This is a genomic window from Streptomyces sp. ATCC 21386, from assembly GCF_018728545.1.
In the GTDB taxonomy this organism is placed as follows: Bacteria; Actinomycetota; Actinomycetes; order Streptomycetales; family Streptomycetaceae; genus Streptomyces.
Genome location: NZ_JAAVVL010000001.1, coordinates 6,792,852 through 6,806,131, shown reverse-complemented (window position 1 = coordinate 6,806,131; position 13,280 = coordinate 6,792,852). Strand labels below are relative to the sequence as shown.

At 71.6% G+C, this 13,280-nt stretch carries 8 protein-coding genes; 3 read left to right on the top strand and 5 right to left on the bottom strand.

Going from position 1 to position 13,280, the window contains the following annotated elements; translation table 11 throughout:
• Nucleotides 1–203: 203 nt before the first annotated feature.
• The gene (locus tag GWK25_RS29200) at nt 204–1,151 is read left to right on the top strand and encodes a hypothetical protein (RefSeq protein ID WP_251829085.1); all 948 of its coding nucleotides are present in this window, start codon (nt 204–206) and stop codon (nt 1,149–1,151) included.
• 37 nt (nt 1,152–1,188) lie between these two features.
• Here GWK25_RS29200 and GWK25_RS29195 read toward each other — a convergent pair whose 3' ends face one another.
• A complete protein-coding gene (locus GWK25_RS29195; protein WP_215454385.1) occupies nt 1,189–1,989 on the bottom strand; it encodes an SURF1 family protein in 801 nt (266 codons plus the stop codon).
• A gap of 59 nt (nt 1,990–2,048) precedes the next feature.
• Complete coding sequence (locus GWK25_RS29190) at nt 2,049–2,240, bottom strand: hypothetical protein (RefSeq protein WP_215454384.1); 192 nt, start codon at nt 2,238–2,240, stop codon at nt 2,049–2,051.
• Between the two features lie 262 nt (nt 2,241–2,502).
• On the opposite strand from GWK25_RS29190, the gene GWK25_RS43885 reads away from it, so the two are divergent.
• Nucleotides 2,503–2,751: a hypothetical protein gene (locus GWK25_RS43885; protein ID WP_217185550.1), complete on the top strand. Its 249-nt coding sequence runs from the start codon at nt 2,503–2,505 to the stop codon at nt 2,749–2,751.
• Nucleotides 2,752–3,461: 710 nt separating this feature from the next.
• On the opposite strand, the gene GWK25_RS29185 is transcribed toward GWK25_RS43885, so the two are convergent.
• The 3 genes from GWK25_RS29185 to GWK25_RS29175 form a co-directional block, all read right to left on the bottom strand.
• On the bottom strand, nt 3,462–5,801 hold the full coding sequence (locus tag GWK25_RS29185; RefSeq protein ID WP_215454383.1) for a sialidase family protein: 2,340 nt from the start codon (nt 5,799–5,801) through the stop codon (nt 3,462–3,464).
• 82 nt (nt 5,802–5,883) lie between these two features.
• Complete coding sequence (locus tag GWK25_RS29180; RefSeq protein ID WP_215454382.1) at nt 5,884–7,866, bottom strand: TIM-barrel domain-containing protein; 1,983 nt, start codon at nt 7,864–7,866, stop codon at nt 5,884–5,886.
• Nucleotides 7,867–8,004: 138 nt separating this feature from the next.
• Nucleotides 8,005–10,878 carry a glycoside hydrolase family 3 C-terminal domain-containing protein gene (locus tag GWK25_RS29175; protein ID WP_308404344.1) on the bottom strand — a complete coding sequence of 958 codons (2,874 nt, stop codon included), beginning with the start codon at nt 10,876–10,878 and terminating at the stop codon, nt 8,005–8,007.
• Nucleotides 10,879–11,137: 259 nt separating this feature from the next.
• Between GWK25_RS29175 and GWK25_RS29170 the strand changes: the two genes are divergently transcribed.
• On the top strand, nt 11,138–13,267 hold the full coding sequence (locus GWK25_RS29170; RefSeq protein ID WP_215454380.1) for an alpha-galactosidase: 2,130 nt from the start codon (nt 11,138–11,140) through the stop codon (nt 13,265–13,267).
• The last annotated feature ends 13 nt before the right edge of the window (nt 13,268–13,280 follow it).

The following is a 13,280-nucleotide window of genomic DNA, read 5'->3' as shown; positions in this document are numbered from 1 at the left end:
GCTGCGCCCCGTCGCCCTTCAGGCCCGCAGCCCCGTCGCTTTTCAAGCCAAGCGGGGCCGTGGTCTTTCAGGCCCGCAGGGCCTGGTCTTTCAGGGGCGCGGGGAACTGCGCGAGAAGCCCCACCGGACCCGCACCCGACAACGCATCCGACAACGCACCCGAAACCACCCGAACCTGCCCCCCCCGACCCCCGGATCCAGAGATGCTGAGACGCCGACCCTCCCTCCTGATCCGCCCCGAACTCGACGACGACACGCTGCACAGGACGCTGACCGAGCTCCGCCCCAGCCCCCAACTCCACGGCCTCGGCGCCGGCCGCACCCGCCCCCCGTGGGAAACCGTGGCCGACCTCCTCCGCACCACCGGCCGGGACTGGGACCGCCGAGCCCACCGCCTCGCCGTACTGGCCCGACGTCTCCCCGCCGCCGTCCCCCAGCGCTGGACGGCCGACCGCCCGGACGACGGCGACGCCCTCACCCTGCGCGCCTTCGTCGAGTCGCACCGCACCCCCGCCACCGACCGGGCCGCCGTCCGCCGCGCCGAACACGTCTGCCTCCGCGCCGCCGAGGCCTGCCCCGAGGACCCCACCCCCTGGCTGGCGCTGCTGTCCCTGATGGACACCTGCGCCGTACCGGTCAAGGACGCCGTGCCCGTATGGACGGAAGCCGTCGACCGGGCCCCATGGCTCCGGACGTCCTACCACCGGCTGCTGCGCTATCTGTCCCCGCGCGCGCACGGCACGGTCCCCGACATGATGGACTTCGCCTGGCAGGCCGCCGCCCGCGCACCCCACGGCTCACCGCTGGCCCTGCTCCCGGTGGCGGCCCGCGTCGAACTCATGGCCCACCGTCAGGGATCGACACCCGTCGACGCCCTCGGCTCCGGCGGCGGCAACTGGAACGAGCCCCGGTCCGCCCACGAGATCGACCTGGCCCTCAAGGGCTGGTTCGACGTCGGCACCGCACCCCACGCCGAGGCCGTCACTGACCTCAACACCCTCGCCTTCGCCCTCACCCGCGCCCACCGCCCGGCCGAGGCCGCCCCCGTCTTCGTACGCCTGGGCCGCCACATGACCCGCCACCCGTGGGACCTGCTCCCCGAACCGCAGCGCACGTTCACGTACTGGCGGGAGCGCTCGACCCACGCCTGACCGGCACGGTCGCCGGCGCCGGCGTGGGCAGCGACACCTACACCGGGGTCGGCGCGCTCTCCTTCTCGGTCTCGGCCTCCGCGGCGGCCGCCTCCTCGCGGTCGCGGCGCTCCCGGCGGGCGAGGACGACGTAGCCGACGGGAACGCCGAGGGCGAAGAGCCACCACTGCAGGGCGTAGGCGTAGTTCAGCGCGGCATTCTCGTCGCCGGGGCTGCCCAGCTGTTGCGGGGTGTCGCCCTTGGGCTCGGGCTCGGTCTGCGCGAGATAGCCGCCGAGCACCTGGACCCCGAGGCGCTTCGCCTCCCGCTCGCTGTCGATCAGCATGATCTGCCGGTCCGGCAGGCCCTCGAGGTCCTTGATGCCGCTCGCCTCGGTCGTCTCGTCGGGCATCAGACGCCCGGTGACGGTGACCTCGCCGGCGGGCGGGGCGGGGATCTCGGGGAACGCGGTCTGGCTCGTACGGTTCGCGGGGATCCAGCCCCGGTTGACGAGCAGCACCTTGCCGTCGTCGAGCACGAACGGGGTCAGGACGTGGAAGCCGACCTCGTCGTCGGCGTTCACCCGGCGGCGGACGACGACCTCGTCATCGGCGTCGAACCGGCCCTTCGCGGTCACCGTGCGGTAGCGCTCGGCGCTGGTGACGGTGTGCCCGGGTGAGGTCAGCCGCTCCACGGGCACCGGCTTCGCGGCCAGCGCCTCGGCGACGAGCTGGTTGCGCGCGCTGCGCTCCTCGTAGCGATCCATCTGCCAGAAACCCAGCCTGACCATGGTCGGGATCAGGACGAGGGCGACCAGCGTGAGGATCACCCACTGCCGGGACAACAGGAAGCGGTACACCCCACGACCGTACAACTCGGCCGTGGGGCGTGATCGGGCGGGTGCGCACTCGGAGGTGCTCAGATTTTGTCGACGATGCCCGCCTTCCCCTCGGCCCGCGCGCAGTGGGCGCCGCAGTACCAGTGGCCGTCGACGTCGACGCCCTGGCCGATGATCTGCACCCGGCAGTGCTCGCAGATGGGAGCCATGCGGTGGATCGCGCAGGAGAAGCAGTCGAAGACGTGCACTCTCCTCTTTGATGAAACCGACATCTCGAAGAGGGTGTGATCCGCGTGCTCGGTGAGGGCTGGCGGGGCTCAGCCGCCGAGAGCGCATGCCGGGGGTGCGGGACGCTGTTGGTTGGGTCCGCCCCGCTGGATCGGATCCGGCGGGGCTGAGCGCTGCGGAAGATGCGACACGGACGAGGGCGAATGGTCTGTCCGCCAGAGAGTGCTGCGCCGACCAGGGGTAAACACGGGGCGGCGCAGCACTGTCAGCTGGCGCGTACCCGTCCCGTCCCTGACGATTTGGCTTATGACACGTTGCGAAGTGTGTGGGAATGACTACGAGCTGGCGTTCACTGTCGAGACCCGGGATGGGGCACGTCACGTTTTCGATTCGTTCGCTTGCGCGATCCATCGCATGGCCCCCATCTGTGAGCACTGCCGGGTGCAGATCATCGGCCAGGGCGTCGAGGTGGATGGCCACTGGTACTGCGGCGCGCATTGTGCCCGCGCGGAGGGCAAGGTCGGTGTCGTGGACAAGGTTGGCTCTGCCGTGTAGCTGACGGGCCCCTTGACGCTCGGGTCAGGGTGCGAGAAGGACTGCCGGGGGCGCTTGGCTGAGTGGCAGATCGGTCGGCGTGGGAGTGGCGCAGTGCCGGGCGGCAATGCCCTTGTGTTCGCGCCAGCGGGGCAGGCGCCCACGTCGGCCCCTCCCCGCGCACTCCTCGTACCGCGTCACCGACCTTTCCTTCCGGGTTCCGAGGCCATGCCGGGCCCGAATGGGACCTGCTCGGCTGCGACGACGCCGAGCTCAGGTCGGTCCGCGTGTACGGGGCGCCGAAGCGGACTCGGTGCATCGCGGACGTACCCGCGCGCCAATGGGAAGGGGCGAACGGGAGTCTGCACCGGGCCGGAGACTCGGTAGGTTCCCGGAGCCGAGAAGTCCACTGCACGGCCTTCGACTCGTACGCCATGCCGCCGAGCACGGCATCGGGGCGCCGACGGGGACGGGCAGGTGTCCGGCCACCGTTTCGGAGGGTGAGAGCCGCTCCGAGAGGCGAGGGCACGGGAGTTGTCGTTGGCCGAGGTCGACGCCCTTTCCTGGCAGGACTTCGAGAAATACGTCGGCGCCCGAGCACGGCGCGGACGTCGCGCTCTTCGTCACCACCTGCCGTGCCGTCACCCGGCCGCCCTCCAGTTGGCGGTGCGTCGGCGCCCGGAGTCCGGTCACGGCGGCTGGGTGCGTCAGCCGTGACCGGAGCCAGGGGTTCAGGCCGGGTCGCCGTAGACGACCCCCCGTCCGTTGGTGCCGAAGTAGACACGGCCGTGGATGCGGGGGTCTCCTGTGATGGTGCCGCCCGTCCAGGCGTATTGGTGCCGGTCGTCGTTGATGCGGACCCAGGTCCGGCCCGCGTCGTCGGACCGGAAGATGCCGCGCACGCCCCGGATCTTGGAACTGGTGAACACTGCGGGGTACGGAGCGCCCGGTGCGGCCTTGCCGAAGCCGACGGCGTCGCCCTGGTCCACCGTCTTGATCCGGGTGAAGGTCGCTCCGGAGTCGGTCGAGCGCCACATGCCGTACGGCGTGGAGGTCCCGTCCTTGTCGGTGCCGCCGGCCAGCCAGATGTCGCCCTCGTGGCCCGGCACCGCCTTGAACCGCACGTTTCCCTCGGTGGGCAGACCGGTGGCCGCCGTGCGGCGGAAGCTCCGCCCGCCGTCGGTGCTGAGGTAGAAATCGCCGGAGGCGTACGCGTAGAACTTGGCCGGGTTCACCCGGTCGGAGCGCACCGGCGCCCTCGCCGGCAGCCCCTGCACGGCTGTCCAGGTCGCACCGTGGTCGTCGGACCAGCTGACTGGTGCTCCGGCCGGGGACCACACGACCCGTCGGCCGTCGGCCCCGACGGCGACGGCCTGGTCCTCGACACCGGGGCCGGTGAGGCCGGCCGGTTCGTCGCCGGACGGTTTCCAGGTGTCACCGCCGTCGGTGGAGACAGCGAAGTGCTGGGTCCAGCCGCTGGTGGGGCGGCCGACCCGGACGACGGTGTGGGGCGCGAGCTCCGCGTAGTCCAGGGCCGGGGTGTTGTCGAAGGTCGGGGTGTCGTACATCTTCGACGCTTTGTGCAGGTTCTTGTGCCGGAAGCCGCCGACGTCCCCGATGCCGGAGAAGAGATGAGCGCGCCCGGCCGGCGGGCTGATCAGGGACAGGACCGCTGTCTCCTCCAACCCCTGGGCCCGCACGGAGAGATGGACCGTGCCGTCGCTGTCCCAGTCCGTCAGGTTGTCCGCGCCGTAGATCGTCGCGCCGGTCCCGTACATGAAGTGGTCGGAGTCGAACGGGTCGATCTGGACGGACTCCATCATCCAGCCGAGCTTCGGGGTCAACTCCGGGGGATTCACGGTGGCGTTCCACGTCAGCCAGGGGGCGTCCGAGATGTCGATGTCGTAGCGGAGCGTGCGCTGTCCGTCCGCGTCCAGGTCCCAGATTCGGCTCCAGGTGGCGCCGCCGTCGGTGGACCGGAAGAGGAGGCAGTCGGGCCACCACTTGATCTGGGTGGACACCATCAAGGTGTCCGGGTTCTGCCGGTCGATGGTCAGACCGCTGTAACCGTAGGCGTTCTCGTCGCTGGTGGAGGGGACCGGGCTGATACGGGTCCAGGTGTCGGTGGCGGTGTCGAGCTTCCACACGTCGCCCTTGGAGCCGTCGTACGGTCCTGCGGTGTCGCTGGTGGCGAGGTACAGGTAGCCGCCTTCGTGGTCGAACACGGCGTGGTGCGGGATGAAGCCGGTGGGCTGCCCGGGGACGCGTTCCCAGGACCTTCCCGCGTCGGTCGACCGGTACAGGATGTTGTCCTTGTCGGCGACGGTGACGTAGAGGGTCCGGGTGGCTCTGCCCGGTCTGCCGGTGCGCTTGTCGAAGACGACTTGCAGTACGCCGAGGTTGTCGCCGTTGTAGCCGTCGGGGTCGCTGGGGTCGGGGACGAAGTTGCCGACGTTGGGGAAGTTCGTCACCTTCGCGAAGGTCTTGCCGTGGTCGGTGCTGCGCCACAGCCCGTGGCCGCCGCGCACTCCCAGGTAGAGGATCTTGTTGCGGTTGGGGTCGATCACGAGGCGCTCGCCGATGCCCCGGCCGGGCATGTTGCCGCCCAGACGGAACGGCAGCGGGGTGGTCTTCCAGGTGCGGCCGCGGTCGGCCGAGCGCAGGATCGCTGCCATGTCCGGGTCCCAGTCGGGCAGGGTGTAGGTACCCGCCGCCAGATAGACCCGGTCGGGGTCGGCCTCGTCGGTGGCGATGCTGATGATGCCGGTGTGTCCGTACGTGTCCCAGCCGATCCAGTCGGTGAGGGGGATCCACCGCCGGGACGCCTTGTCCAGGCGGTAGGCGCCGCCGATGTCGGTGCGTGCGTACACCAGTCCGGGCTCACGCTGGTTGAAGACGATGCCGGTGACGAAGCCGCCGCCGACTATCTCCGCGTTGCGGAAGCGGTACGGCGCTTTGGCCCTTCCGGAGCCGGCGGCGGACGCGGCGGAGGGGGCGAGCACCGGGAGCGCGGCGGCTGCCGCGCCGGCGGCCAGCATTCCGCGCCGCGAGAGGTGCGGGGTGGGAGGCATGGACGGTCCTGCCTTTCTGGTAGGTGTCTTGGCTTCAGGGCTTGGCCGGTGTGCGCACGAGAAGTGGGTGTCCGGAGCGCCGTCAGGCCAGGTGTTCCGCCATGTCGGACCCCTCCCGCACGAAGACCGGGATGCGTTCCAAGGGGGCTTCGGCGTCGAGCGTCGCGCCGCCCTTCAGCAGGGCTCCGGTGGCAGGGTCGAGCCAGTCGGTCCCGGCCGGCAGGTACACCCGGCGGGCCCGGGCGCCCGCCTCGTACACGGGCGCAACCAGGACGTCGGGGCCCAGCAGGAACTGGTCGTCCACGTCCCAGGCACCCGGGTCCTCGGGAAAGTCGAAGAACAGCGGGCGCATGGGCGGGGCGCCGGTGCGGTGGGCGTCCTCGGAGAGGCGGTGCAGGTAGGGGCGCAGGCGTTCACGCAGCAGCAGATGCTGCCGCAGGATGTCGTACGCCTCCTGCCCGTACGACCAGACCTCGTTCGGCCCGGCGGTCATGTCGGTGGAGAAGGTGGGGTGGTTCGGCTCGCGGTCCCCGTGCAGCCGCATGACCGGACCGAAGGTGCCGTACTGGAACCAGCGGATGAGCAGTTCACGGTAGGCGGGGTCGTCGGGGTCGCCGCCGGCGAAGCCACCGATGTCGGTGTTCCACCAGGGGATGCCGCTCATCGCGACGTTCAGGCCGGCCCTGATCTGGCGCGCCAGGGAGTCGAACGTGGTGGGGATGTCGCCGGACCACAGCAGGGCACCGTGCCGCTGGCTGCCCGCCCAGGCCGACCGGATCAGTGACAAGGGGCGGTCCTCGCCCGCCGCGCGCAGACCGTCGGCCACCGCGCGGGCGTGCTGCAGCGGGTAGAGGTTGGCGGCTTGGGCGGCGGGCCCGGCCGCGTACACCGCGCGTTCGGCGAACTCCGGGGGCATGTCGGGCTCGCAGGCGTCCAGCCAGAAACAACTAACGTCCAAGGAACGGTAGTTGTCGTTCAGGCGCTGCCACAGTGCCGCGCGGGCGCCGGGGTGCGTGGGGTCGTAGTACGCCATCGGGCGGGTCAGCGCGTCGCCGCCGTAGCGGGAGGGCCACGGGAAGGTGAGCAGGCCGCCGTCGGCGTCCCTGACGAGATGCCCGGCCGCGCGCAGTTCGTCGTGGGTGTCGCTGTCGGGTTCGACCGTCGGCCAGACCGAGACGGCGAGTTTCACCCCGAGCCGTCCCAGCTCTTGCGTCATGGCGGCGGGGTCGGGCCACTCGGCGGGCTCGAAACGCCAGTCGCCCATGCGCGGCCAGTGGAAGAAGTCACAGACGATGACGGACAGCGGCAGGCCGCGTTCCTTGTACTGCCGTGCCACCGACAGCAGTTCGTCCTGAGTGCGGTAGCGCAGTTTCGACTGCCAGAAGCCGGACGCCCACTCCGGCAGCAGGGGCGGCCGGCCGGTGGCCTGTGTGTAGGCGTCGAGGATCTGGGCCGGGGTGTCACCCGCGGTGATCCAGTAGTCGATGCGTCCGCCGGCGTCCGCGGTCCAGCGGGTGGCGTCCGCGCCCAGCTCGACCCGGCCGGTGGCGGGGTTGTTCCACAGCAGCCCGTAGCCCCGCGAGGAGTGCAGGAAGGGGACGGCCGCCACGGTGTTGCTCTGGACGAGATCGATCACGCAGCCCTTCTGGTCGAGGCGTCCGTGCAGATGCTGCCCGAGGCCGTGGAGCCGTTCGCCGTCGTAGGCGTCGAAGGACTGCTGGGTGCGGCCGCCGGCCGCGAGGACGCGGGAGCCGCTGTGATGGGAGCGCGGGTCGCGCTCGGCGAGGAGTACGCGACCCGAGTCGACGTGACGGAACGTCAGCCGGCCGTCCGGCGACGCCTCCACGGCCAGCCGGCCGTTGACCAGACGGGCACTGCCGTCGTCCGATGCGGACAGGGCGTCGGGGGTGGCGGGTGCCGGGGTCTCCAGCGCGCCGGGGGCGGCGGAGTCGAGGGTCCCGGCCGTGGCCCGTACGCGTACGGCGTGCGGGCCCCAGGGCTCGATGCGGAGCATCTCGGCCGCGGTGTGGCGCTCCAGGCCACCCGCACGGATGCTGTAGGACACGGTGTCTCCCTTTGATCGTCTCGGACGCGGCTCACGTCTATGAGGTCTCCCGGCCGCGGCAGGGGCCGCGGCGCCGGGAGCAGGAGGGGGCACAGACATCGCACAAACTTGTTCTGCGCTGGTGGGCGCGGTGAACGCTCAGTCGTCCGCCGGGGACGAGTGGAAGTTGAAGGCGGCGAGGCGCAAGCGCCCGCGCAGGATCAAGGTCAGGTCGTGCGGGCCGGGTTCGACGCCGGACAGCTCGGCGGCTGCCTCGGTCCATGCGTACCGGTCGCCGGTGACCGGGACCACGATCCGGCCCAGGCTCCGCTCGCCCGCCCGCACTTCCACGCTTGCCTCGCCCTCGCCCTCGCCCTCGGCCTCCTTCTCGCGGGCGACCTCGGCCGCGAAGCGGACGGCGCCGGTCAGATCGGCCGAGCGGAACAGCAGCGTCGTGGGGCGGGACGGATCGAAGGGGGTGACGGCGTCGCCCGCGGCCCGGGTGGCGTCGACCAGGACGGCGCGCGTGTGGTCGTCGAAGTCGCAGGCGCGTGTGCGGCGGCCGACGACCGTCCGGGGCACGGGCGGCGGCCCGGTCACACGGAGCCCCGCACCGGCGACGACGTCCCCGGCGGAGCGTGCCACCAGCACGTCGTAGTCGCCGGGGTCGACGGTGAAGGTTCCGGTCCCCACGTCCCAGTGGGCGAACTGCTCGGCCGTGAGCCGGAAGTCGAGCCGCCTCCTCTCGCCGGGTTCGAGCCGGACCTTGCGGAAGTCGGCGAGGCGCAGCCGGGGCGCCTGGTAACGGGCGTGACGGGGGCGGACGTAGAGCTGGACGACCTCGCTGCCGGGCCGGGATCCGGAGTTGACCGTCGTCACCGAGACGTCCAAGGTGCCGTCCTGGGCCATGGTGTGCGCGGAGAGCCGCAGGTCACGATAGGTGACATCCGCGTACGACAGGCCGTGCCCGAACGGGTAGAGCGGCGCGGCGTGGTGGTACTGGTAGGTCCAGCCGCTCTTGATGATGTCGTAGTCGAGCAGGTCCGGCAGTTCGTCGTCGCCGCGGTACCAGGTCTGCGGCAGCCGTCCCCCGGGATCGGCCTCGCCGAGCAGTACGGCCGCCAGCGCAGGGCCGGTCTCCTGGCCGCCGTGGGAGGTCCACAGCACCGCCGGCAGATGCGTGTCGGCCCAGTCGACGGCGTAGGGGTAGCTGCTCATGACGACGAGCGCGGTCTCGGGACGGACCGCGGCGACCGTGCGCAGCAACGCCTCCTGGGGCTCGGGCAGGGTGATTCCCGTACGGTCCTCGGTCTCGCGGCCGTTGATCATCGGGTGGTTGCCGAGGACGACGATGGCCGCGTCGGCCGACGCGGCGGCGGCCCGCGCCTCGGCCGTCCCGTCGTGCAGCAGCTCCCGCTGCCAGCGCTCGGCCGCCGTGAGGCCGTCGGCGGTGACGTGCACGCTGCCGTCCGCGGGATCGACGGCGGCGTAGCGGCCGGTGCGCACATGCCGGAGCACCACGACGTCGTCCTCGTCGTCCGGGGCGGGCTCCAGGCGGAACGTCTCGTCGACGAACCAGTTCTTGAGCGACGTCCGTTCGGCGACGAGTGAACCGTCGTCGCAGCAGCGGAGATAGCGGCCGGTACCGACCTCGCACAGGGTGACCACGCCGTCGCCCCACTCCTGAACGTCGAAGGCGCTCTTGCCCAGGGGATCGCCCGTGGCACGGGAGCGCAGCGCGATCCGGTCGGCGCCCGGCACGCACACCACCTCGCCGCCCAGGGGCGCGAGCGCCGCCCGCAGAGCGGTCGCGATGCCGACCTGGTACGGCAGAGTGCCGCTGTACCAGTCCTCGTACAGCGCGTCCGCGTGCGGGCCGATGACCGCGATCCGCGCGGCACGGGCCGGGGCGAGCGGCAGCAGGCCGTCGTTCTTGAGCAGTACGACGGACTCCGCCGCCGCACGGCGGGCGAGGGCGCGGTGCTCGGGGCAGTCGACCACCTCGGGCCCGATGCCCGCGTACGGGTCCAGGTCAGGGTCGAACTCGCCGAGCCGGAAGCGGAGTTGCAGCTGTCGGCGGACCGCGCGGTCTACGTCCTGTTCGTCGATCAGGCCGCGCTCCAGCGCCTCGCGCAGTCGGCCGATCACGGTCGCGCTGTCCTCGCGGAGGTCGGTGAAGTTGTCGATGCCCGCCTTCAGGGCTGCGGCGTGGCCCTCGGCGTGGTCGTCGAAGTAATGCTCCGGTGTGACGAGGTTGGTCGGCGCGCCCTCGTCGCTGACCACGAACAGCTCGTGGCCCGTGGGCCTCGCCCAGGCCCGCAGTTCTCGCTCGAGCAGCGGACTGACGTGGCAGGGACGGCCGTTGACGAGGTTGTAGGCGGCCATGGCGCCGGTGGCCGCGCCGGAGGCGATGACCGGGCGGAAGGCGGCCAGGTCGTACTCGTGCAGTACGCGCGGGCGCAGGCTGGAAGAGGTGATGCTGCGGTCGGTCTCGTTGTTGTTGGCGAGGAAGTGCTTGAGTACGGGAGCGGTCCGCAGGTAGGCGGGGTGATCACCGGTCAGTCCCCGGCAGTACGCGGTGGCGACGCGCGAGGTGTGCAGCGGGTCCTCCGAGTAGCCCTCCTCGTTGCGGCCCCACCTCGGATCGCGCAGCAGGTTCACCACGGGCGACCAGACCTGCAGCCCGTTGGGGCCGGGCCCGGTCGGGGCGGGCCGATGCCGGTGCAACGCGCGCAGTTCGGCGGAGACGGCTTCGCCGACGGCGTGCACGAGTTCCTCGTCCCATGTGGCGCCGAGCCCCACGGCCTGGGGGAAGACGGTCGCCTTGCCGAGGCCGGCGACACCGTGCAGCGCCTCCGTTCCGGTGCGGAACGCGGCGATGCCCAGGCGGGGGACGGCGGGCACGTACTGGTGCAGCATGGCGAGCCGCTCGTCGAGCGTGAGCCGTTCCAGCAGGTCGTCGACGCGCTCGTGCAGCGTCAGCGCGGAGTCACGGAAGAGGGGCGTGGCTGCGGATACGGACGCAGAAGTCACGTGAGGGATCCCTCGGCAGACGGGGTCGAGTGGTGGTGGAGAGCATATGTCGAAGCGCTTCGACGCTGACATTCCGCCTCCGTTGCTGTCAATGGTTCGAACCGAGGAAACTTTGCCCACAGTTGACACGTCATTCTCCCCCCTCTCCTCTTGTTCCGAAGAATTGACTCGGTTAGCTTCGCTGTTTAGCGAAGCGCTTCGATTCCGATATCCCTCGACTGGCTTTCCCACCTCCTCACAAGGGACACCGAAGGACACCATGGACAACGAACAGCGGGACTTCCGCTGGGGTCACAGCGCCCTGCGACTCGACTTCACCGTCGGCGACGACGACCGCGTCCGCCTTGCGCGTATGGGCCGCCCCGGCGACGTGGGCGGCGATGACGGTGCGTCCCTGCCTCTGGTGGAGGTGACGGCGACGGGCCACGGCCGGGGCTGGTCGGGCAGCCGCCTGATCGGGACCGCTCTCGGCGCCCGGCTGCGCTACCGAGGGCACCGGGCGGGCCGGGACGGCGGCTGGCACACCCTGACCGTGGACCTGCGTGACCCGGAGACCGGGCTCGCCGTCGAGATGGCCTACCGGTCACCGGACGGCGTTCCCGTGCTCCGCGGCGAGGCGACCTTGCGCAATGAAGGGCCGGACACGCTGCACCTGGAATCGGTCAGTTCGCTCGTCGTGGGCTGCCTCACCCCGCGGGACCCGGCAGCGATCGACGCGGCCGACGTGTGGTGGGCGGACAACGACTGGCTGGCCGAGTGCCGCTGGCGGTCGCAGCCGATGCGCCGGACCACGCCTGCGGTGAGCGGCCGGGTGCCGTACGGGCACGGCAAGGCCGGACACGCACTGACCGGCCAGGGCGTCTGGTCCAGTTGCGGGCACCTGCCGATGGGCGGCCTGACGGACCGTCACTTGGGCCGTGCGTGGGTGTGGCAGATCGAGCACAACGGCGGCGGCTGGCGCTGGGAGTGTCAGGAGCACGACGGGGCGGCGTACGTGGCCCTGTTCGGCCCCACCGACACCCATCACGGATGGCGGCACCGGCTGGAGCCGGGCGCCGCCTTTCCCACCGTGCCCGTGGCCCTGTCGGTCGCCGCCGGCGCGGGCCCGGACGACGCGTTCGCCGCGCTGACCCGCTACCGGCGCGCCCAGCGCCGTCAGCACGCCGACCACGTGCGTCTGCCCGTCGTCTTCAACGACTACATGAACTGCCTGATGGGCGACCCCACCACCGAGAAGCTGCTGCCGCTGATCGACGCGGCGGCGGACGCGGGCGCCGAGTACTTCGTCATCGACGCCGGCTGGTACGACGACAGCGACGGTTGGTGGACCAGCGTCGGCGCCTGGGAGCCGTCCGCGTCGCGTTTCCCGGGCGCGCGCGGCATCCACGAGGTCCTCGACCGCATCCGCGCACGCGGCATGACACCCGGCCTGTGGCTGGAGCCGGAAGTCGTCGGCGTGCACAGCCCCGTGGCCAAGTCCCTGCCCGACGAGGCGTTCTTCCGCCGTGACGGCGTACGTGTCATCGAGTCCGGCCGACACCACCTGGACCTGCGTCATCCAGCCGCCCGCGCCCACCTCGACCAGGTCGTGGACCGCCTGGTCGGCGCGTGGGGCGTCGGTTACCTCAAGTTGGACCACAACATCGACCCCGGTTCCGGTACCAGCGCACACCCCGGCGAGAGCCCGGGCGACGGTCTGCTCGGCCACAACCGCGCCCACCTCGACTGGCTCGACGGCATCCTGGACCGCCACCCGCGTCTGGTGGTGGAGAACTGCGCCTCGGGCGGCATGCGCTGGGACCACGCCCTGCTGTCACGGCTGCAACTGCAGTCCACCAGCGACCAGCAGAACCTCGTTCATTACGCGCCCATCGCGGCCTCCGCGCCCACCGCCGTCACCCCCGAACAGGGCGCCGTGTGGGCCTATCCGCAGCCCGGAGACTCCCTTGACGAAGTCGCCTTCACGATGACGAGCGCACTTCTGGGCCGCATCCACCTCTCCGGCCGTCTGCCGGAGCTGGGGCCCGAAGCCCGCGGACTGGTCCATGAGGCGATCGCCGTGTACCGGGCCGTCCGCGCCGATCTGCCGCAGGCCGTGCCGTCCTGGCCGCTCGGGCTCCCCGCCTGGGACGCCCCGTGGGCCGCCCTCGCCCTGCACACGCCCACCACCACCTACCTCACGCTCTGGCGCCGCCCGGGCGGGCAGGACACGGTGTCCGTCCGCCTGCCGCAGCAGGCGGGCGCCGCAGCCCACGCCGACGTGCTGTACCCCGCCGCACGCGGGGCGAGCGCCGCCTGGAACCCGGACAGCACCGAACTCACCGTGACCCTGCCCACCGCGCCCTCGGCGGCACTGCTCCGCATCACCCGCACGACGCCGGAGGCCTGAGCGCCGCCCCGGC